Source organism: Corallococcus sp. Z5C101001 (assembly GCF_007352635.1).
In the GTDB taxonomy this organism is placed as follows: Bacteria; Myxococcota; Myxococcia; order Myxococcales; family Myxococcaceae; genus Corallococcus; species Corallococcus silvisoli.
The window spans coordinates 42,554-65,021 of the sequence record NZ_VKLU01000023.1; the positions used below are offsets into that span (position 1 = coordinate 42,554).

13 protein-coding genes are annotated in these 22,468 nt (G+C 65.4%); 8 read left to right on the plus strand and 5 right to left on the minus strand.

Features of this window, described 5'->3' with window-relative positions:
* From typA to FOF48_RS34755, 3 genes are all read right to left on the minus strand, one after another.
* Entirely contained in the window at nucleotides 1-1,851 is a 1,851-nt protein-coding gene (gene typA, locus FOF48_RS34745) for a translational GTPase TypA (protein ID WP_143909052.1), read from the minus strand.
* A 165-nt stretch (nucleotides 1,852-2,016) separates the two neighbouring features.
* On the minus strand, nucleotides 2,017-2,937 hold the full coding sequence (locus FOF48_RS34750) for an alpha/beta fold hydrolase (protein ID WP_143909054.1): 921 nt from the start codon (nucleotides 2,935-2,937) through the stop codon (nucleotides 2,017-2,019).
* Nucleotides 2,934-4,523 (minus strand): sigma 54-interacting transcriptional regulator, encoded by a 1,590-nt coding sequence (locus FOF48_RS34755; protein ID WP_143909056.1) that lies wholly within the window; start codon nucleotides 4,521-4,523, stop codon nucleotides 2,934-2,936. Before FOF48_RS34755 ends, FOF48_RS34750 begins: the two co-directional genes overlap by 4 nt.
* Nucleotides 4,524-4,636: 113 nt before the next feature.
* On the opposite strand from FOF48_RS34755, the gene FOF48_RS34760 reads away from it, so the two are divergent.
* From FOF48_RS34760 to FOF48_RS34780, 5 genes are all read left to right on the plus strand, one after another.
* A complete protein-coding gene (locus tag FOF48_RS34760; protein WP_143909059.1) occupies nucleotides 4,637-5,632 on the plus strand; it encodes a cation diffusion facilitator family transporter in 996 nt (331 codons plus the stop codon).
* Nucleotides 5,633-5,678: 46 nt separating this feature from the next.
* On the plus strand, nucleotides 5,679-6,722 hold the full coding sequence (locus tag FOF48_RS34765; protein ID WP_143909061.1) for a hypothetical protein: 1,044 nt from the start codon (nucleotides 5,679-5,681) through the stop codon (nucleotides 6,720-6,722).
* A gap of 10 nt (nucleotides 6,723-6,732) precedes the next feature.
* Nucleotides 6,733-7,290, plus strand: coding sequence for a 16S rRNA (guanine(966)-N(2))-methyltransferase RsmD (gene rsmD / locus FOF48_RS34770; protein ID WP_143909063.1), 558 nt, complete (start codon nucleotides 6,733-6,735; stop codon nucleotides 7,288-7,290).
* 47 nt (nucleotides 7,291-7,337) lie between these two features.
* Nucleotides 7,338-7,820 carry a pantetheine-phosphate adenylyltransferase gene (gene coaD / locus FOF48_RS34775; protein WP_143909065.1) on the plus strand — a complete coding sequence of 161 codons (483 nt, stop codon included), beginning with the start codon at nucleotides 7,338-7,340 and terminating at the stop codon, nucleotides 7,818-7,820.
* Between the two features lie 69 nt (nucleotides 7,821-7,889).
* Nucleotides 7,890-9,083, plus strand: a complete 1,194-nt coding sequence (locus FOF48_RS34780) for a pyridoxal phosphate-dependent aminotransferase (protein ID WP_143909067.1) — start codon at nucleotides 7,890-7,892, stop codon at nucleotides 9,081-9,083.
* A 58-nt stretch (nucleotides 9,084-9,141) separates the two neighbouring features.
* On the opposite strand, the gene FOF48_RS34785 is transcribed toward FOF48_RS34780, so the two are convergent.
* The gene (locus FOF48_RS34785) at nucleotides 9,142-9,945 is read right to left on the minus strand and encodes a hypothetical protein (RefSeq protein WP_143909069.1); all 804 of its coding nucleotides are present in this window, start codon (nucleotides 9,943-9,945) and stop codon (nucleotides 9,142-9,144) included.
* A 139-nt stretch (nucleotides 9,946-10,084) separates the two neighbouring features.
* On the opposite strand from FOF48_RS34785, the gene carB reads away from it, so the two are divergent.
* Nucleotides 10,085-13,336 (plus strand): carbamoyl-phosphate synthase large subunit, encoded by a 3,252-nt coding sequence (gene carB / locus FOF48_RS34790; RefSeq protein ID WP_143909071.1) that lies wholly within the window; start codon nucleotides 10,085-10,087, stop codon nucleotides 13,334-13,336.
* Between the two features lie 135 nt (nucleotides 13,337-13,471).
* Here carB and FOF48_RS34795 read toward each other — a convergent pair whose 3' ends face one another.
* Nucleotides 13,472-13,843: a hypothetical protein gene (locus FOF48_RS34795; RefSeq protein ID WP_186002198.1), complete on the minus strand. Its 372-nt coding sequence runs from the start codon at nucleotides 13,841-13,843 to the stop codon at nucleotides 13,472-13,474.
* 966 nt (nucleotides 13,844-14,809) lie between these two features.
* On the opposite strand from FOF48_RS34795, the gene FOF48_RS34800 reads away from it, so the two are divergent.
* The gene (locus FOF48_RS34800; RefSeq protein WP_255443009.1) at nucleotides 14,810-20,713 is read left to right on the plus strand and encodes an RHS repeat-associated core domain-containing protein; all 5,904 of its coding nucleotides are present in this window, start codon (nucleotides 14,810-14,812) and stop codon (nucleotides 20,711-20,713) included.
* Nucleotides 20,714-21,645: 932 nt separating this feature from the next.
* Nucleotides 21,646-22,386, plus strand: a complete 741-nt coding sequence (locus FOF48_RS34805) for an IS701 family transposase (RefSeq protein ID WP_143909075.1) — start codon at nucleotides 21,646-21,648, stop codon at nucleotides 22,384-22,386.
* Nucleotides 22,387-22,468: the final 82 nt, after the last annotated feature.

Below are 22,468 nucleotides of genomic sequence, written 5' to 3' on the forward strand. Positions count from 1 at the left end.
TCACTCCGCCTCGCTGCGCTCTTCGCGCTTGCGGTCGCGCTCGGCGCGGTAGCGCTCGCCGACGGCCAGCGCCTTCTTGCGCATGCGCACGGACTTGGGCGTCACCTCGACGAGCTCGTCGTCGGCGATCCACTCCAGGGCCTTCTCCAGCCCCATCTCGCGCGGCGGGACGAGGATGACGTTCTCGTCGCGGCCGGCGGCGCGGATGTTGGTGAGCTTCTTCTCGCGGCAGCAGTTGACGTTGAGCTCGGACGGGTGCGCGTTCTCGCCGATGATCATCCCCTCGTACACGGTGGTGCCCGCGCCCACGAAGAGCTGGCCGCGCTCCTGGATGCTGAACAGCGCGTAGGGCACGGTGTCGCCCAGGCGGTCGGAGACCATGGCGCCGTTGGCGCGCTTGGGGATGTAGCCGAACCACGGCTCGAAGCCGTCGAACTGGCTGCTCATGATGCCCTCACCGCGCGTGATGGTGAGGAACTCCGAGCGGAACCCGATGAGGCCGCGCGCGGGGATGCGGAACTGGAGGCGGGTGCGGCCCGAGCCCAGCGGCGCCATGTCCGTCATGCGGCCCTTGCGGGGCCCCAGGCGCTCCGTCACCACGCCCACGCTGTTCTCCGGCACGTCGCAGAAGAGCAGCTCCATGGGCTCGTGGACCTGGCCGTCCACCGTCTTGGTGATGGGCTCCGGGTTGGAGGCCGTGAGCTCGTAGCCCTCGCGGCGCATGTTCTCGATGATGACCGCCAGCGCCAGTTCGCCACGGCCCACCACGCGGAACGCGTCCGGGGTCGCGGTGTCCTCCACGCGCACGGCCACGTTGCGGTACGCCTCGCGGTACAGGCGCTCACGCAGGTTGCGGGAGGTGACGAACTTGCCCTCCTTGCCCGCGAGCGGCCCGTCGTTGACCTTGAAGATCATCATCATCGTGGGCTCATCCACGGTGATGCGCGGCAGCGCCACGGGCTTCTCGAAGTCCGCGATGGTGTCGCCGATGGAGATCTCCTCGATGCCCGCGATGGAGACGATCTCACCCGGGCCCGCGTCCGCGATCTCCGCGCGCTTCAGGCCGGAGAAGCCGTACAGCTTCACGACCTTGCCCTGCTGGATCTTCCCGCCCTCGCGGACGATGGACACCGGCATGTTCGGCGTGATGCGGCCCGCCTGCACGCGGCCCACCGCCAGACGGCCGACGTAGTCGTCGTAGTCCAGGTTGGCCACCAGCAGTTGGAGCGTCGTCTGGTCCACCGGCGGCGCGGGCGGGGGCGGGATGTGCTTGATGATGGCGTCGTACAGCGGCTCCAGCGTCTTGCCCGGCACCTCCAGCGACGTGGAGGCCTGACCCTGGCGCGCGATGGTGTAGAGGACGGGCATCTCCAGCTGCTGCTCGTCCGCTCCCAGGTCGATGTAGAGCGAGTACACCAGGTCCAGCACGTCCTTGGCCCGGGCGTCCTGGCGGTCGATCTTGTTGATGACCAGCACCGTCTTCAGGCCCATGGCCAGCGCCTTGCTGAGCACGAAGCGCGTCTGGGGCAGGGGGCCTTCGGCCGCGTCCACCAGCAGGATGACGCCATCGACCAGGCGCAGGCCGCGCTCCACCTCGCCACCGAAGTCGGCGTGGCCCGGGGTGTCGATGATGTTGATCTGCATCCCCTTGTAGGAGACCGCGGTGTTCTTCGCGAGGATGGTGATGCCCTTCTCGCGCTCGAGGTCGTTCGAGTCCATGACCCGTTCAGCCACGTGCTCGTTGGAGCGGAAGGTACCGGCCTGCCGGAGCAGGTGGTCGACGAGGGTGGTCTTGCCGTGGTCGACGTGAGCGACAATGGCGACGTTGCGGATGTTTTCGCGAGAGATCATGCGGACCAACTGACAGAAAGAAGGTGCGAGGAGACACGCCCAGAACGGGGAGTCTCAATCCCACCGGAACCCGGAAGGCGGGGGCTTATATGCCGGGGGCTTCCCGCCTGCAATGAACGCGGGTGTCCAGCAGGCAGACAATCAAGCCGCTCGCCCGCTCGGCGCTTATCCCACCTGCGGGCCTTGTTCCGCGTTCGTGACACCCAGCCGCTCCCTCAGGAAGCGCTCCACGCGCAGTTCCACCAGGCCTGGAACCTCCAATGGGGCGGTGTGGGTGCCCTCGGAAATCATCAGGAGCTCGGAGGCCGGGATGCGCTCGGCCATCTTCCGGGACAGCCAGCCGGGGGTGAAGCGGTCCTTCTCGCCCGCCACGACCAGGGTGGGCACGTCCACGTGCTCCAAATGGTCCTCCGCCGTGTGGTTCGCCAGTGAATCCAGGGTACGCACGAATACGACGGGGTCCATCCGGGCCAGGTGGGAGAAGTAGGGCGCCAGGTCGTTGCGCGCGATGAGCTCCGGGTTCATCTCCAGGCGGATGGCCAGCTGGATGACCCACTCGGTGGTGAGGGCCCCGTGCACGATGCGGGAGGTGTGACGGGGGAAGCGCTCCACCGCGGCGCGCAGGGTGGGGAACAGGCGCTTGAGCAGGGTGGAGTCGTGGAAGGTGTCCAGCGGCATGCCGTAGCTGCCACACACCAGCACCAGCCCCTCCACGCGGCGGGCGTAGCGGCGGTGGAACTCCAGGGCCACCTGCACGCCCATGGAGTGGCCGAAGAGGACGGCCTTCTCCATCCCCGCGGCGTCCATCACCCGCGCCAGGTCGTCGCAGGTGTAGGCCATGCCGATGCGGGTGCGGTCCGTGGGGACCGAGCTCTTGCCATGGCCCCGGTAGTGCCAGCGCAGCACCCGGTGGCGCCGGGCCAGATAGGGCAGCAGGTACTTCCACGCGAACCCGTCGCAGCCCAGGCCGTCGCACAGCACCATGGCGGGCGAGTGGTCTCCCCGGACCTGGAAGTAGAGGTCCGCCCCGTCGGGCACCCGCAGCGTGTCCTGGCGGAAGGAGGTCGTCCGCCCGTGGGCGCTCATGCCTCCACCTCGTCCGGGTCCAGGCCCTCGGGGAGGCCCTTGTCCAGCCCGTAGCGGGCGATCTTCAGGATGAGGTTGGAGCGGCTGATGCCCAGCTCGCGCGACAGCCGGCTCTTGTTGTAGCGGGTGCGCACCAGCCCCTGGTGGATCATCTCCTTCTCCAGCGACTCCACCGCCTCGTGCAGCTTGCCGTGCGCGCGCGGGGCGATGAAGGGCCCGCCGCCGGGGACGACGGTGTCGCGGATGCGGCTGGAGAGCAGCTCCGCGGGGATGACCTCCAGCTCGCCCCCCAGCACCAGCAGCCGCTCGATCTCGTTCTCCAGCTCGCGGATGTTCCCGGGCCACGCGTACGCGCCCAGGATGCCCAGGGCCTCCGGGGCGAGGCCCCGCGCGCGCTGGCCCTCGCGGTGGTGCTTGCGCAGGAAGTGGTCGATGAGGACGGGCAGGTCGTCCTTGCGCTCGCGCAGCGGGGGCAGCTGCAGGCGGATGACGTTGATGCGGTAGAAGAGGTCCTCCCGGAACTCGCCGCGCTTCACCAGTTCGCCCAGGTCCTTGTGGGTGGCGGCGATGACGCGCACGTCGACCTCGCGGGACTGGGTGCCGCCCACGGGCAGGAAGGTGCCCTCCTGGAGCACGCGCAGCAGCTTGACCTGGAGGGCCGGGGACATGTCGCCCACCTCGTCGAGGAAGAAGGTGCCCTGGTCCGCGACCTCGAAGAGGCCCTTCTTGTCCTTGAGCGCGCCGGTGAAGGAGCCCCGGGTGTGGCCGAAGAGGGCGCTCTCCAGCAGGTTGTCGTTGAAGGCGGAGCAGTTCTGCACGACGAACGGCTTGTCCTTGCGCGGGCCGTTGTGGTGGATGGCGCGCGCCACCAGCTCCTTGCCCGTGCCGGACTCGCCGTTGATGAGGACGGTGGAGTCGGAGTGGGCCACCTTCTCCATCAGGCGGAACACCTCGTTCATCGCCCCGGAGCGCCCGATGATCTTCTCGAAGCGGTAGCGGTTGGACAGCTCGGAGGCCATGGACTGGATGGTCTCCTCCTTGCGCGTGAGCTCCACCTCCTGGTTGGCGATCTCCGTCACCGCGAACTCCAGGAGGTCCGACAGCTTGCTCAGCTCCGAGCCGTCCAGCACCGGCACGCGCTCCGCCGCGCCCTCCAGGTCCGGCAGCGCCCCCGGCGCGATGTCGCGCATCTTCGACAGCAGCACCTGTCCGTCCCCGGGCGTGAGCGGCTGCCGGGCGAAGCCCTCCACGAAGAGGAAGCCCTCGTAGTCGTTGCGGATGTAGAGCGGCGCTCCCACGATGGACAGGCGCAGGTGGCAGTCGTGGAAGAGCGAGCGGCGCAGGTTCTTGGCCGCCTTGAACTTCTCGTGCAGCACCCGCACCGACTGGGCACACCGCCCCATCCCCTCCCGAGCCCCCAGCGAGTGGCGGCAGAAGTCGTTGGGCGGCGGGATGAAGTCCCCGCGCTGCCAGTCGTGCACCAGCCCGTTGCGATCCGCGAACGACAGCTCCACCTGCCACCACTTGCGGATGACATCCCTCAACATGACAATGGTGTGCAGATTCTGATGCTTCTCGAAGTCCATCCCCGCGGTCCTCGCCCTGTTCTGGAACAGGACAATGGATCTACGGGGTTGTCTGAAATCAATCCAGCGGCTCTTGTCCGAATGACGGCGCTGTTCGCATACCCTGGTTCCCTGTGAGCGCACCCCCACATACACACAGCAGGGCAGGGCACGACGCCTCGGACGGTCATGACCATTCCCACCATGGGCACTCGCATGGGCACGGCCATTCGCACGGGCCCCGGAAGGGGGGGCTGGCGGAGGAGCGGCGCAAGGACCGGCGGCGGCTGCTGTTCGCGCTGGGGCTGACGGCCACCATCATGGTGGCGGAGGCGGTGGGAGGCTTCCTCACCAACTCGCTGGCGCTGCTCTCCGACGCCGGGCACATGCTGACGGACGTGTCCGCGATGATCCTGAGCCTGCTGGCGCTGTGGTTCGCCGGGCGGCCCGCGGACCTGAAGAAGACGTACGGCTACTACCGGATGGAGATCCTGAGCGCGCTGCTCAACGGGGTGCTGCTGCTGCTCATCACCGCCTTCATCCTGATGGAGGCCTGGCAGCGCGTGCGCACGCCGGCGCCGGTGGAGCTGGGGCCCATGGCGCTGGTGGCGGGCGTCGGCCTGGTCGCGAACCTGGCGGCGCTGGCCTTCCTGCACCAGACGCACTCCATGAACGTGCGCGGCGCGTTCCTGCACGTGCTGGGGGACACCCTGTCGTCGGTGGGCGTGCTGGTGGGCGCGGGCGTGATGTGGTGGACGGGCTGGTACGTGGTGGACCCCATCATCTCCGTGCTCATCTCCGTCATCATCGTCGTGGGCGCGATCCGCCTGGTGAAGGACGCGGTGGACGTGCTGCTGGAGGCGGTGCCCGCGCACGTGGACCTGGAGCAGGTGCGCACGCTCATGGGGAAGGTGCCGGGGGTCCAGGCGGTGCATGACCTGCACGTGTGGACCATCTCCAGCGGGATGTACGCGCTGTCGGCGCACCTGGTGGTGGCGGACCCCATGGTCTGCAACAACGACGACATCCTGTCGGCCGTGAAGCACGACCTCTTCGACCGCTTCGGCATCGACCACACCACCATCCAGATCGAGAGCGAGTCCTACGCCCACCTGGGCGAGGTGCACTGACGCTGCTTGCGAAAGGCGCGCGGGGCGGGGATCCTCGGCGGCTCCTATGAGCGTGCTGGACAAGGTGTTGTCGCTGCGGCCGGGCAACGTGGTGGCCCGGGTGGGCCCGGGCTCCCGGGTGCCCTTCCTGGATCCGCGCGAGTTGCTGCGGGCGCTGGAGTCCACGCCCACGGCGCTCGCGTGCCTGCCCGTGCTGGCCAAGGGCGCGCTGCCCGGCCTGCTGGGCGCGGCGCGGGCGGAGGACGCGGTGCTGGGGCTGGCGTGTCCGCACCCGCTGGCGGACCGGGGCGCTCCCGAGCGCTTCGTGCAGGCGGTGCACGCCGCCGCCCGGGAGGCGGAGCACACCCGGCCCCTGTTCCTCCAGGCCGGCCCCGTGCGGGTGAACTCCACGGACGCGGATGTGCTGGACGCGCTCCAGGACGGGCTCTTCCGGGTGGTGGACGCGGGCTTCGCGCTGGTGTCCCTGGACCTGTCGCGCCTCACCTCCTACGAGGCGGTGGAGGCGGTGAACGCGCTGGTGGGCCCGCTGAAGGAGCGCGAGCTCTCACTGGAGGTCTCCCCGCCCCAGGTGTCCGCGGGCGGGCTCCTGGACGCGTGCGGCACGCTGCTGGAGGGGCTCGCCCAGTGGCGGGTGCCGCCGCGCTTCCTGCGCGTGTCGGAGGCCCAGCTGGGGGAGGGCGAGGTGGACGTGGCGCTGCTGCGGCGGGTGGTGGAGGTGGCCGCGGAGAAGGGCGTGGCGGTGGCGGTGGGAGACGTGTCGGCGGGGCCCTCGCGCGGGGTCTCCAGCTACGTGGCCGTGGGCGTGCGCAAGGTGGACCGGGGAGGCCCGTTCGGGCCCCTGGCCCTGCGCGCCTTCGCGCCGGAGGTTCGCGAGCAGGTGGTGGCGCGGGCCCAGGCGGCGGGCATGCCGGCCGGGGAGCTCCTGTCGGTGCTGGAGGAGGGCCTGCCGCCCCTGACGCCCGCCTCGCGCGAGACGCTGGAGGCGCTGTCCTTCACGGAGGCCACGGAGGTGCTGTCGGCGCTGGGGGCGCACCGGTCGGCTGGGGTGGCGATGGCGTTCCTCGCGAAGGCGGGCGGGGACCTGGGCTAGAAGGGCGCCCATGCGCATCGTTGCAGGCAGCGCGAAGGGCCGGGCCCTGACAGGGCCCAAGCCGTCGTCCGGACACATCCGCCCCACGGCGGACCGGGTCCGTGAAACCATCTTCAACATGCTGGGCCAGTTCCTGGACGGCCAGGCGGTGCTGGACCTGTACGCGGGCACCGGCGCGCTGGGGCTGGAGGCCCTGTCGCGAGGCGCGGGCAGGCTGGTGCTGGTGGATCAGGACCGCGAGGCGCTGGCCCTGTGCCGCAAGAACACCGACGCGCTGGGCTTCGCGGCCCAGGTGTCCATCCTGGCGCAGCCCGTGGCCCGCGCGGTGGAGGCGCTGGGCAAGCAGGGGGAGCGCTTCGAGCTCGTCTTCGCGGATCCGCCCTACGCGGCGCGCGTGGTGGAGACGGTGCTGGAGGCGGTGGTGGCCGCGGGCGTCGTGGCGCCGGGGGGCACGGTGGTGGTGGAGCACGACAAGCGGGAAGCGGCCCCGGACGCCCATGCGGGGCTCGGCCGGGAGGACCAGCGCCGGTTCGGCGATACCCTGGTGAGCTTCTACCGGGCGCCGTGACGTGCCCTTGACCCGCCCCGTGGGCCGGCCGAGACTCCCCGACACCCATGCCGGTTGCCATCTATCCTGGTTCGTTTGATCCGCTCACCAACGGGCACCTGAGCCTCATCCAGCGCAGCCTGAAGATGTTCGACCGGCTCATCGTCGCCATCGCGGTGAACCCGAAGAAGACGCCCCTCTTCAGCCAGGAGGAGCGCATCGAGCTCATCCGCGACGCGGTGAAGGATCCCCGGGTGGAGGTGGATTCCTTCCACGGCCTGCTCGTGGACTACGTGCACCAGCGCAACGTGAGCGTCGTCATCCGGGGGCTGCGCGCGGTGTCGGACTTCGAATACGAGTTCCAGCTGGCGAACATGAACCGCAAGCTGGCGCCGGACATCGACACGGTCTTCATGATGACGGGGGAGGACTACTTCTACATCTCCTCGCAGCTGGTCCGGGAGGTCGCGACCTTCGGAGGGAACGTGGAGGGGCTCGTCCCCCCGAACGTCTACGCGGGCCTGAAGAAGAAGTTCGGTCCCAAGCCCTAAGGCAGGCGGGCAACGCAGCGCGGCCGAAGGGCTTGTCCGCTCCGGGACTTCCGCGCTACGCATCAAGGCATGAAACTCGCCCGCCGGCTGCAAGCCATCAAGCCTTCCGCCACCCTGGCCCTCAACGCGCGCGCCAAGGCGCTCGCCGCGAAGGGGGAGGACGTGGTGGTGCTCGCCGCCGGCGAGCCGGACTTCGACACGCCGGAGTTCGTGAAGCAGGCGGCCATCGAAGCGCTCCGCTCGGGCTTCACCAAGTACACGGCCACCGCGGGCATGCCGGAGCTGCGTGAGGCCATCTGCCGCAAGCTGGAGAAGGACAACGGGCTGAAGTACGCGCCGGATCAGGTGGTGGTGACGGCGGGTGGCAAGCAGTCGCTCTACAACTGCTTCCAGGCGCTGCTGGATGAAGGCGACGAGGTCCTCGTCTTCGCGCCGTACTGGGTGAGCTACCCGGACATGGTGCACCTGGCGGGCGGCACGCCGGTCATCGTCCCCACGCGCGAGGAGGACGGCTACGCGCCGGACCCCGCGGCCATCCGCCGCGCGCTCACCCCCCGCACGCGCGCCATCGTGCTCAACAGCCCGGCCAACCCCACGGGCGCGGTGTACTCGCGCGCCACGCTGGAGGGCATCGCGGACGCGGTGCGCGGCCACGACTGCCTCCTCATCACCGACGACATGTACGAGAAGCTCCTCTACACGGGGGAGGCGTTCCTCAACATCGGCAACGTGGCGCCGGACCTGGTGCCCCGGCTCGTCGTGTCCAACGGCCTGTCCAAGTCCTACGCGATGACGGGCTGGCGGTTGGGCTACGCGGCGGGGCCCAAGGCGCTCATCTCCGGCATGCAGCTGGTGCAGGACCAGTCCACCTCCAACGCGTCCTCCATCACCCAGAAGGCGGCGCTGGCGGCGCTCAACGGCCCGCCCGATACCATCACCGCGATGGTGAACGAGTACCGCGAGCGCAGGGACCTGTTCGTCGCGGGGCTCAACGCCATCGACGGCATCCGCTGCCGAATGCCGGAGGGGGCCTTCTACGCGATGGCGGACGTGCGCGCGCTCCTGGGCCGCTCGTACAAGGGCACGCCGCTCACCAGCGCGCTCCAGCTCTCCGAGGTCCTGCTCAACGACTTCCTCGTGGCGGCGGTGCCGGGTGATCCGTTCGGGGCCCCGGGCTACATCCGCATGAGCTTCGTCACCTCGCGGGAGGTGCTCCAGAAGGGCCTCAAGCGGCTGCGTGAGTTCGTCGCGGCGCTGAGCTGATCCGCGGTGCGCGTAGGGGGGATGGGCGGGGATGCCCATCCGCCCGTCTCGTCCGGCATCAGTCGGTGTAGGCGAAGGCGCGCCAGCTCAGGTCCTGGCTGCCGCGGAAGAGGAAGATGGCCGCGTGGCCGGACAGGTTGCCCACGGCGGCCCAGGTGTCCTTGAGCGCGCGCGGGTCCAACCCCAGGCGCGCGGGCGGCTTGCCGTACTTCTTCTCCATCTCCGCGATGGGCAGCACTTCGATGTCGTAGAGCGTGATGAGGTCCGTGCGCCGCGCGCGCAGCTGCTTGACCCAGACCTGCACCAGCTCCTCGGGCGTGTTGTAGCGCTTGTCCTCGAGCTGGAACGGGTACGCCAGCTCCGCCGAGGCGTTGCGCACGTCGCCCGTCAGCAGGCTCTGGAAGAGGAAGCGCGCCTCCTGCTGGATGATCGCCCGCGCCATTCCCTCGGGGGACAGATCCTCCTCCGTGGGCCGTGAGCCCTCGCGGCCCGGGGCCAGCTGGGCGCCCGCGCTGGACGGCGTGGGGGGCAGGGCCGGGGCCCGGGTCGTGGCGGGAGCGGGCGCCGGGGGCGTGACCGCGGTGGCTGGCGGCGGCGTGGGGGCGGCGGCTGGAGGCGTGGCGGCGGCTGGAGGCGTGGCGGCGGCTGTTGGCGCCTTGCGCTGGGGAGGAGGCGGCGCGGCGGGCGCTGGCGCGGGCTCGCCGGCGGGTTTCTCCGCGGGGGCCTGGATGGCCGCCGGAGGAGGTGCGGCCGCGGGGGTTGGGGCAGGCGCTTCAGGGGCGGGCGGAGTGGCCGGAGCGGTGTCCTGGGCGAGGGCGGGCGCGGAGAAGAGGACGAGCAGGGCCAGGGGCCAGCGACGCATGGAACCTCCGGAAGGAAGCGCGAGAGCGTAGCAGAGGACCCGGAGCGGGTCCCCGACCGAGCGGGCGCCGGACAGGATACTCGGATGCCACAACGCACCGCGTGCATGTGGCGGCGGACGTTGGTATGGGGGGCGCCCGATGCCCAAGCGTACCGATATCCGGAAGGTTCTCGTGATTGGCTCGGGCCCGATTGTCATCGGGCAGGCCGTCGAGTTCGACTACTCAGGCACCCAGGCGATCAAGGCGCTTCGGGACGAGGGCGTGGAGGTGGTGCTGCTCAACAGCAACCCCGCCACGGTGATGACGGACCCTGAGTTCGCCCACCGTACCTACATTGAACCCATCACCGTGGAGGCGGCGGAGAAGATCCTCGCCGCCGAGCGCCCTGACTCCCTGCTGCCGACGATGGGCGGGCAGACGGCGCTCAACCTGGCGAAGGCGCTCGCCGAGCGGGGCATCCTGGAGAAGTACGGGGTGCGGCTCATCGGCGCGTCGCTGGAGGCCATCAACAAGGCGGAGGACCGTCAGCTCTTCAAGGCGGCCATGCAGAAGATTGGCGTCGCGCTGCCCAAGAGCGGCTACGCGACGACGCTCACGGACGCGATGGCGCTGGTGGAGGAGATCGGCTTCCCGGCCATCATCCGTCCCTCCTTCACGCTGGGTGGAACGGGCGGTGGCATCGCGTACAACCGCGAGGAGTTCGAGGCCATCTGCCGCTCCGGCCTGAAGGCGAGCCCCACCTCCACCATCCTCGTGGAGGAGAGCGTCCTCGGGTGGAAGGAGTACGAACTGGAGGTGGTCCGCGACTCCGCGGACAACGTCATCATCATCTGCTCCATCGAGAACCTGGATCCGATGGGCGTGCACACCGGTGACTCCATCACCGTGGCGCCCGCGCAGACCCTGACGGACCGCGAGTATCAGCGCATGCGCCAGGCGTCGCTGGCCATCATCCGCGAGATTGGCGTCGACACGGGCGGCTCGAACATCCAGTTCGGCATCCACCCGCGCGACGGGCGGATGGTCGTCATCGAAATGAACCCGCGCGTGTCTCGCTCCAGCGCGCTGGCGTCCAAGGCGACGGGCTACCCCATCGCGAAGGTCGCCGCGAAGCTGGCGCTGGGCTACACGCTGGACGAGCTGCGCAACGACATCACCCGCGACACGCCGGCCTCCTTCGAGCCGACGCTGGACTACGTGGTGGTGAAGGTGCCGCGCTTCAACTTCGAGAAGTTCCCGAAGGCAGACCGCACGCTGACGACGAGCATGCGTTCGGTGGGCGAGGTGATGGCGATTGGCCGCACCTTCCCCGAGGCGTACATGAAGGCGCTGCGCTCCATGGAGCTGGGGCGGGTGGGCCTGGAGTCGCCGGAGCTGCCGCAGGAGAAGGAAGAGCGGGAGAAGGTGCTGCGCGAGGGCCTGCGCGTTCCCCGTCCGGAGCGCCCGTGGTTCGTGGCGCAGGCGTTCCGCGAGGGGATGACGGTGGAGCAGGTCCACCAGCTGTCCGCCATCGACCCGTGGTTCCTGCGGCACATCGAGGCGCTGGTGCACGAGGCGCAGTCGCTGGCGGACATCGGCCGGTTGGATCACCTGCCGGATGACGTCCTCCGGCAGGCGAAGGCGCACGGCTTCTCCGACAAGTATCTGGGCAACCTGATGGGCTACCCGGAGGCGGAGGTGCGCGCGCACCGGCACGCGCGCGGCATCCGGCCCGTGTTCAAGCGGGTGGACACCTGCGCCGCGGAGTTCGAGGCGTACACGCCCTACCTGTACTCCACGTACGAGGAAGAGGACGAGGCGCCCCCCACGGACCGGCAGAAGGTGCTCATCCTGGGCAGCGGCCCCATCCGCATCGGCCAGGGCATCGAGTTCGACTACGCGTGCGTGCACGCGGCCTTCGCGCTGCGCGAGGCCGGGTACGAGACGGTGATGGTCAACTGCAACCCGGAGACGGTGTCCACGGACTACGACACGTCCGACCGCCTCTACTTCGAGCCGCTGACGATTGAAGACGTGCTGGAGGTCTCCCAGCGCGAGAAGCCGGTGGGCGCCATCGTGCAGTTCGGCGGCCAGACGCCGCTGCGCCTGAGCGTGCCGTTGGAGCTCGCGGGCCTGCCCATCCTGGGCACGTCGCCGGAGGCCATCGACCGGGCGGAGGACCGCGAGAAGTTCTCGAAGCTGATCGAGAAGCTGGGCCTGCGGCAGCCGGAGAACGGGGTGGCGCGCAGCCACGCGGAGGCCTTCAAGGTGGCCGAGCGGATTGGCTACCCGGTGATGGTGCGGCCCTCGTACGTGTTGGGCGGCCGGGCGATGGAGACGGTCTACGACGCGGCGAGCCTGGAGCGGTACATGCGCGAGGCGGTGAGCGCGTCGCCGGAGCACCCGGTGCTCATCGACCGCTTCCTGAAGGACGCCATCGAGGTGGACCTGGACCTGGTCGCGGACCGCACGGGGCAGGTGCTGATTGGCGGCGTGCTGGAGCACATCCAGGAGGCGGGGGTGCACTCGGGTGACGCGGCGGCGACGCTGCCGCCGCACTCGCTCTCGCCGGACCTGGTGGAGCGGATGAAGGACCAGGCCATCTCCATGGCGCGCGAGCTGGGCGTGGTGGGGCTGATGAACGTGCAGTTCGCCATCCAGGGGAAGAACATCTACATCCTGGAAGTGAACCCGCGCGCGAGCCGCACGGTGCCGTTCATCTCCAAGGCGACGGGCATGCCGATGGCGAAGATCGCGGCGCTCTGCATGGTGGGCAAGACGCTGAAGGAGCTGGGCCGCACGGAGGAGCCGGAGTTCAAGCACGTGGCGGTGAAGGAGAGCGTCTTCCCGTTCGCGCGCTTCGCCGGGGTGGACGTGATCCTGGGCCCGGAGATGAAGTCGACGGGCGAGGTGATGGGCATCGCGGAGGACTACGCGTCCGCGTTCGCGAAGAGCCAGCTGGCGGCCGGGGTGAAGCTGCCCAAGGCGGGGCGGGTGTTCATCTCCGTGAAGGACGAGGACAAGCCGGCGGTGGTGGACCTGGCGCGGCGGCTGCGGTCGCTGGGCTTCAGCCTGACGGCGACGGCGGGGACGCACGACTACCTGCAGACGAAGGGCATCGAGTCGCAGCGGGTGCAGAAGGTGAAGGAGGGCCGGCCGAACATCGTCGACAAGATTGTCGACGGGGAGATCGTGCTGGTCATCAACACCACCTTTGGCAAGCAGGAGATCTCGGACAGCTTCTCCATCCGCCGTGAGTCGTTGATGCACTCGGTGCCGTACTACACGACGGTGCAGGCGGCGCGCATGGCGGTGGGGGCGCTGGAGTCGCTGAAGCGCTCGGACCTCGCGGTGAAGCCGCTGCAGGCCTACCTGTACGGCGAGAACGGCGTTCCTCCAGTGCGCCGGTAGGGCAGGGCGGGATGTCAGGGCTTGCAGCCCCTGGGAATCCGGGGGCTGCGAGTCATCGCGGGCTGGGGATTCGCGGTGGCCTTGGTCCGGAATGGCCGTGCGCCTCGCGCGGGGGGCCAGACGGGCCCCCCGCCTCTACAAGATCGAGCGCGTGAGGTCGTTCCTGATCATGTTCTCTGAGAGGGAAGCCACTTCCGCGGAGTTATCCTTGTGTTTATTGCCCTGATGCTTGCACTGCTGTTCGTCCAGCAGCTTCGCTTTGTGCGATGCCAATGCGCGTCCCCCTGCGCTTCTCGGAGTTGATGTATTGGGATGGTCGGCGCATCTGGCCTCAACTACAAGAGCCAAGCCTTCGTGGATGGTTCCTTCAGATGCCATTGTACAGATGCAGCCCTGAAGTCGCTGCTGGATGGACGCGAGCATCGCGCGAGCCAAATGGCTCGATGGCTCCAGAATCCTCTCTCTGCGATGGCTGAGTACTGAGTCGAGATCCTCCGTCAGGTTCATGTCTGTCTTGTCACCGGGCTTCGTGCTTGTTGGGTGGCCTGAAGGGGCTCTGTGCTTCCGAGGAGGGGGAGTACGTGCGTGACAATGCGCCTCCGGAGATCGGTGTATCAGGGAGGGGCTGTACCGACCCGCACGGGGAGCATGGGCGTTGGTGTTCCTGTATTTCTCGTTAATCAATTCAGGGTGTCAATCGCGCGTCGCGCGGGGGTTGCAAAGTCTTGAGGATTTGGTAATGATGATGGCCCGTCGTCGCAGTCGCTCCCCTTCAACCGAGTCCACCCCGAGGCCCTGACTCCTCCTGTCTGGAGTTTGCCCGCAGGGTGTCGTGTTTCAACGACCGTGAAGGGGGATCACCTCGTCGTAGGTGGTTCCTTTCTATTGAGCTGAGCCAATCGGCACTCGCGCTTGCTGCGTGTGTGCTCTGGGGAGACGTACGCGCAATGAGAGTCCAGTGGATAGTGGTGTGTCTTTTGGGGTGGGGCCTGGCCTGTACGCCACAAGGTGAGCCTCCTTCCGCGCCTGAGCCACAGGCTACACCCGGAGTCAAGGTCGTGACGGAGTGGCGTCCAAAGGCTGTCGATAGGGGGGCTCCAAAGCTGACAGTAGGAGAGTCCTGCGTCGAGGGTGGAGACACTGCCTGTGAAAGCAGCCGGTGCGTGCACGCGCCCGGCGCTGGACTGGGTGAAGGCTATTTCTGCACGCGAACTTGTACCCAGACGGCTGAGTGTCCGGCGGGATGGCCTTGTGTGTTGTTGGACCCGAATGGGCGCGAGGGATTGTGCCAACCAGTCCGGGTCCCTGCACCGTCGAAGGACGAACGCCATGAGTGAACTTCAAGGGAGACGCAACGTGGAGAGCAATGCAGGGGTGACGGGGACGAAGCGGCGGTGGAGTCGGAGCGGGATCCGGGGATTGGCCGCCGGAGGCATATTAGTAGTGGGTCTTGGGGTCTCGTGGGCGGCGGATATGCTCACTGCCGAAGAGGTGCAGCAGCGTGTGGATCAGGCTCCGCTGAGTCCCGCGCCTCCATTGGGAGGACCGGGCACTTCAGGTGTTTCCGAAGCGGCTCCAGTCCCGGTGGGGTCGTTGCGCCCGACATACTCGGAGACGGACTTCAGCCTTGCCTCCGCGATTGGCGATTTCTCATTTACCCGCACCTTCAGTGCATCGACTGCGGCGAACGTGTTGGGCCTTCCCGAACAGAAATTGCTGACGCCCTTCGGACGCGTCATGCATTCGAATGGCGTGGGCGCAGCCTATCGCTGGACACACAGCCTATTTAGTTACGTCCAGTACGGTGAGAAATGGGCCAAGGACCCGTCAGAGACCGACGTCGTCGTTACCAGCTTTTGTACGGTGCAGACTCCCTCTGGTGGAACCCTGCGCTTCAGTCCATGCGATGCGCTGGTGCCCGGGACGTTCGCAACGTCCAACCGAGACCAGAACGTCAAACTGCGCTGGGATGGGGACGGCTACACGCTTATTAGTCGAGAGGGACGCTTCCGCTATTCCCAGATTGTCCCGGTGGGGGGGCGGTCAAAGCCATCTCTCCCATATACCCAATGGGGCGGAGCTTACTTCCTGACGGAGATTGAACCGACCAGCTACGGGACGACCACGGCCGCAGGTTCCACTGGACGGAGGCTCGTTGCTTCCCTTCAGTATCACACGGCGACGCCTGCGGGCTGCACCGTGCCGTCGACGACGTTCGGGCGGCCGGCTCAGCTCATCCAGTACGCAAACCTGTCCAATGGCTCGCGGCTGGCGTTCGCCTACGCCAGTCTCCCCACGCAGGACGCCAATCTGTCCTCAACACATGAGTGCGTACTGTCCAAGGTAGATCTGGAAGAGGGCACGTCGGGAACGGGACTGGGGACGCGAAACGTCGTCACGTATGACTACGCGATGCACAACAGCAACGGCCAGGTCGTTTCAAATCCTGCAGGCATGCTGGGCGGTGCACGGTATTTCGTGGGCGTCTCGCAGAGCGTGCCCGTGGGGGCCGAGGCCCCGGTGCCGACGCAGATGACCTACACCTGGGCGGACCAAGGCGCGTCGCTCGGAACCGTACGTTGGAAAGTGTTCCGGGACGGCGTGCTTGTCACTAGCAAATTGCTGCACCGTCAGCTGTTCTACGTGCTCGAGGATGAGACGGAATGGACCAAGCAGACCGTCACTGCGGAATTGTATGGCACGGGGGCCTACTGCGGGCCGGGAATGTTGAGCGGCACTTGCGCGTCCTCCCAGAAGCAGAGTTTTCGGGAGACAGTGAGCGCAGGCGATGGCTATCAGCAAACGCAGACCGAGTTGGTACGCGCATTCATTGCCACTCAGTCCATTACGCATGGCGTTGCTACGACAGGCGCTGAGGTGAAGTGTGGCAAGGATGGTGTCTATAATGATCCCTATTGCAAAGGAGTGGGTGTCAATCTGACGCCTCAGCATGGGCGTGGTTGGAATAGCCAAGTGCTCTTGGTTGGCAGCAACTTCGACCGCGCGATTGCCATGGCGAGAACTCAAAAAGACGCACGGGGTAATTATGCCGTCTTCGCGAATGAGCTGGCGGCAAAGGGTAACAGCAGCAGGGCCGAAGTCCCGTGGAATGTTGATGATGGATTCCTGGCGCCAGGGGAAATGCGGAGGGCTGACTTCGGCGCGACAGATGGGAATGGAAATGGCGCGTTGCTGACGAAGTACTACTCGTACGAGTACGGTCGGGCCGGGGCATATCCCGGGTATGAGCAGCAGCTGAAGACAGAGACGGGAACCTCCGCCATGGCCAGCAGGGTGGGTGCAGGAGCGCAAGCCGGTTGGACGTACCAGTACGACCCCACAACCAACCGGTTGATGGCGAAGGTCCGCAGTGGCTATACCTGGGACTTTGCAACCAGCTTTGGTCCGCCGGTCATGAAGCACCTTGCGACCTTCTATCGTACATACCGTTCGTGCGCGGGGAAGACGCCCGCAGACGCGGATCCGCAAGCCCGGGTTGTCGAAGTCGAGGGGCCGTGCTGGACTTCGAGCGCGACAGCGGTCTCATGCAGCGGCCCTGCGCCGGTTACACATTACTTCTATGGCGCGGAGAATGCGACAAATGGTCAGCAGCAACAGTTGGTGCGCAAGCGCGTATTTACGCAGCTCGTGGGATTTGCTCAGTGTGACAATACTCCATTTCTGGAGACTACCTACGACTCCTACGATGCTCAGGGCAGGCTGCTTCAGGTCACGGATCAGGCTGGCGTCCAGACCCGCTATGCCTACGCGGCGGGGAAGCTGGTTCGCAAGACGGTGAAGGCGGGGCTGCTCGCAGACCTCGTTACGGATTTTGGCTATGACAATGGCACACACGGCGACTACATCCGGCATCCGGATGGCCGTTATGAGGTTTTGTGCTACCGAATGGGCACGGGGAATGGCGGATGTACGGGCGGAGTCCTGACGGACAAGCTCCAGTGGAAGGCGACTGCGCCGTCCGCGAATGGGGCGAATTATAGCGAGCGTGTAAACTATTTTTACCAAAATGGGCGTCTCATCAAAGAGGAGACCCTTGCGACTGAGGGCGTGCTCCGTGCTCGACGGACCTATGACTCGGATCCGTTGGGTCGGCCGACCTTCCAGGGAATTTGCGAGAAGTGGGGCGAAGGGGAGTGCTGGAACTCCACCTATTCATCGACAAGACTCTTTGATGCGGAGAATAATGCGATTCGCGAAGGACTTCCGTACCTGGCAAATTTTGGTCGTCCGTCCGCCTTCTGTGGTGGTTTCAACACGACGAGTGGCGCTCTCAATGCGCTGCCGCCCGAATGCAGAGCATTCGAGTATGATAGACTTAATCGACTGGTGATGATGTTGGAAGCATCAGGTCCAACGGGAGGAATCGCGGCTTCGGCCACTCACCTTGCTTACGACGCTGCAGGTAATGTGCAGAGCATTAAGCAGGGGTGCGTGGTGGGCTCAACGATGGGCAGCTGCGCGAACCAGCCGGCACTGGAGTACCTCTACGACGACTTCGGCAACTTGCTGGAGGTGAAGGCGCCGTGGGGGGCGTCAGCCACTTTGGGGCCCAGCGTCACTCAATTCGCATACGACGCACAGGGAAATCCTGTCGTCAAACAGACATCGCAGATGGCCCAGACCGCGAGTTGGAATGCTTATCAACACGATGCTCTCGGCCGTCTCCGTTTTGCTGACGCGCGACGGGGATTGCAGGCGGAGCGCCTCTATCAGACTTGGTATGAAGAGCAGTTCCCTTTGCCTTCTGGATGTCCTGCTCATTACCCCGGAATGCCGCACTACACGGTGGATTCGTTCGGTGCGACCTGGTTCCAGTATGACGCCTTCGGGCGAGTGAGTTCGAAGCTCCGGGTTCGTGGCGCGGAAACGAGTCCACCGACACGTAAATGCAACACGTCGCCCTTCTTTTCCGGAAAGGACAGCCCGAACCACTTCTTTAACTATGACTCCTTGGGGCGCCTGGTTGGGGAAATCTATCCATATGGTCGAGGGATTGAATATCGGTACTATGCGTCCGGCACGGGTATGTCTCACCGCGTCAGCGGAATCTATGTGGCGCACCTATATCCCAATGGGTCGTCAAGCAATGATCCGCTCATCACTGGAGTGGAGTGGGAGCCTTACGGAGGTCTGAAGGCCTACTGGGTGCACTCACGTGGCGAGAACGGCGTGCCGACGTCCGCCCAGGTCCGCTATCATCAGGGAGGCACCAACGCGGGAATTGTGGACTGCTCAGCTGCGTCGTTTACCCAGGCGGTGGATAGCGCCGGCATCCCGTTTGGGCGCCTCTCGGGTCTGAGCGTGACCCGCGTGACATCTGGCGACGTCTTCAAGAGAGCTTATAGGTATCAGGCTGACCAGCTTCTGGGGGAAGACACGTGCCTTCTCCAAGGCTCGGCTTGGGACAAGCCGTCTACGCAGACTTATGTTGGCGCATCAGGCGAGCCGGGCTACGATGCCCGGCTGCAATTGAGCCGCGTGACAAACCGTCATGTGCAGGACGGTTCAGTGGTGACGGATAGGGCGCTTGCGTACACGTATGACACCCGCGGCAACCGGACCAGCGAAGCGCAGGGCGGCTACACGGTACAGTCGGAGTACACGAGCAATTTTCCTCGGGTTGATCAGCTCGTTACGCGCAGGTTCTCGGCGCCTGCGTGTTCGCCAGGCGATATGAGCTGCCTGAGTTATGGCATCACGGCGCGCTATCAGCATGACATGTCGGGCCGAATCAGCAATGTGGCCTGGTATCTTAATCAGACGGCCACGCAACCGTACTACGAGTTGCTACTCAATGCGACCACGGCCTCGCCCATGGATCTCGGGGCCGTTTATCGACAGGTAAAGAGCACTCAGATAGGAGGGGCTGATGTTAATTACGAATACTTCTACGATGTGGCAGGAAGGCGACGTTTGAAGCGAAGTTGGGATGGGCGTGAGGACGAGTACTTCTACTCGGGTACACAGTTGCTCGTGGATGTGGGGCAAATTGCTTCGAACCCGAGCACGACGGAATACGTGCTAGACGAGTACATTTGGCTGGGCGGTCGACCGGTGTCGCTCATTAAGTCTCGCTTTTCACATGAGCCGTTCCTGCGTTTCGCCGACAATACACAGGACTGTTCGCGGTTTGGCGTCGAATCGGATGTGCCATGCGGTGCCTACTTCCCCGTGACAGACGACCGTGGGAAGCCGGTTCTCCTCTTGAACTCGAAGGGGCGGATTAGTGGGACTGGCGATTATGAGCCCTTTGGCCACGTCAATCGTGTCACCCACTTTGCTGCGGCGCAAGATGCCGTCCCGTCGATGGCGACGCTCCGTGCTCCATCGAATCCGGCGCTAGTGACCCAGGTGCGAGCTCGTTTTGAGTGGGTCTCTGCGGGTGGCCAAGAGGGTGTCTATCTCGCTGATTCCCAGAGCGCGCCCCTGCAGGGCACTAACCTTGGGGATGGACAGCTTGTGGGAGTAACCATGGGCCGGACGCTCACGCCGGGCTGGGTGAACACACCGGCTGATGGCTATTTCTATGTGGTGATGGGGCTCGACAATGATGCACAGACTCATGTGGTGGCCCATCTCAGCGGCTTTGATTACCGCCGCCATGAGCCGACGGCCAAGCCTGTCTGGTTGCCACTGCGGTTTCCGGGGCAGTATTGGGATTCCGAGACCGATCTATTCGAGAACTGGAACCGGTATTACGAACCAAGTCTCGGACGTTATTTGGCTCCGGAACCCATGGCGCTTGCACCTGAGTTCGTCAGATCGCAGCTTCGGGCTGGGCGGAATGTTCTTTCTTATGCCTATGCCTCAAATAATCCAGTGGCATATTTCGACCCGGATGGGCTGGAGATGACGGATGAGGAGAAGGAGGGCAAGCGACTTGCGGATGAAATGGCGCGGCGAAGGGCAAAAGAAGAAGAGGAGAGAAGGAAAAAAAACGAGGAGAACAAAGGGGCAAAGAGAGAGTTGGGTGCAAGAATTGATAAAATAGCAAAGCTTGACAAGGCATCGGGAAAGAGAGTCTACGTCTACAAGGGCAGCGAGCCTGAGTCAGGAGAAAAGAATGATGACTTGCATGGGGCCATTCCCACGGGGGCGAACACAACGGCCACCGTTCATGATCATGTCAGAAAAGACAATGGGCTACCTTCGTTTACTGACTACATGGCGGCACAGACTAAGGATGACGGTAGTTCGCATGGCATATATGTCTTGACGAACTCGCCACAGGATGTCTACAAGATCGAGGCAGGGAGCGGTCGCATAAAAAAGTACGATGGGGAGGCGGACAATGGGGTGGGCGAATTCAAAGAGACTTCATTGACATTTATTGACTTGATGAAAAACCATCCTTGATTCGGGATGAGCTTGGATTTGTCGCTCGGCTTGCGTGGCGGCGGTGGTGGTGGTTGATGTGTGTGGGGGGGGTGCCCCCCCCCTTTTTTTTCCCGGTCGCTGCTTGTTGTTATGTGTTTCGTGGGTGTGTTGATTTTTCGCGGAGTGTGCTTGTGGTGGCTGGGGATGGTTTGTGGTTTGGATTGAGACTTGTGGGTGATTGATGGCATTGGCTCGAGTGTGTATGTCTGCGTTGCTGGCGCTGGTGGGCTGCGCTTCTGTTGACCGCCCTGGTAGGGGCGGGTCTATTGTTGATGCGGAGCCTTGTAGCGCTCTTGATGTGCAGGTGCGAAAATATCTCCCTGAGCATTCCGAGGCGGTGCTGGCAAAGGTCTTTGCGGGCGAACTCTGTCGCATGAGGGAGCCAAGCCTCTTTGTGGCTGCTGGCGGGGGGGGGCGGGTGGTGCGTTGTGTTTACTACCCGAGCTTCGAGCCTTCGATTTCAGTTCGACTGTCTGAAGTGAGTTGCACTGCGGAGTGGGTGTCGCTCGGAGAGAGTGGTGGACCCGTTTCTCTGAGGAGTGGGTCGGTAAGGGTTGAGCAGTGCTCTCGACTTGTTGATGGTATTTTGGATGTTGTTCGGCGGCCGGATTCCGAGAGGACTTGTAGCTATGATGTTGTTGATGGCGGGCTGTGGTTGCTGGAGGCGCAGAGCGGAGCTGTGCATTTTTCCAGATATGGCGGGCAGGGCGAGATTTCTGGTCGCGGCAATATTGAGAGGGCGTGTGTGGCATTGTTCAATTTGGTGAAGGGCTCATTGGTCGAAAGCCGCTCAAGTTTGGCTTGGACGAAAGAGCCGCCACGGCTCCCCGAATGCGATGAAAGTTTGGGCGGGAACTAGTACCACTTAGTCGGTTGTTGAAGCCGCCGGTCGATCATGATCTACGTTCGCGATGGACCGGCGGACGCTGAAGCGACTCGATGAGGAGTTGCGCGAGTACCTCGACTCGATGGTGGAAGGCATGGGCCGCCCCGAGCGGCGCGCCGCGATGGCGGCGTACGTGACGGGGCTGCTGCTCGACGGCGAGCGCAAGAGCATTCAACCCATGGCGGCTCGGCTGGTGGATGACGCGTCGGAGACGGAGGCGATGCGCCAGCGGCTTCAGGAGTGCGTCGTCATCAGCGGATGGTCCGATGCGGAGGTGTTCCGACGCCTGAGCCAAAAGCTGGAGCGGGAACTGCCGGGACTGGAGGCGTTCGTCCTCGACGATACGGGCTTTCCGAAGAAGGGGACGCACTCGGCCGGCGTGGCACGCCAGTACTCGGGCACGCTGGGGCGAATCGACAACTGCCAGGTGGCGGTGAGTCTGCACCTGGCGGGCGAGAATGGCTCTGGCTGCATCGGCATGCAGATGTACCTCCCTGAGGCCTGGGCGGAGGACACCGCACGTCGCAAGAAGGCAGGCATTCCAGAGGACGTGGGCCTCACGGAGAAGTGGCGGCTGGCTCTGGCGCAGTTGGACTCGGCGCTTGCCTCTGGCGTGCGCAAGCATGTCGTGCTTGCCGACCCGGGCTACGGGGACTGCGGGGAGTTTCGCGATGGCCTCGTCGAGCGAGGGCTGGGCTATGTGTGTCAAGGACCGGGGCCATGGATCGCATGCGGGTCGGCCAAGCGGATCGCCTTGGTGAGCTGACAAGGGTATCCGTCCGGCCAACGACGTGCTGAGAGGCGTTGAGTGAGGCGTCGGCGCGGTGGACCCTGGGGTGCATGTCGAA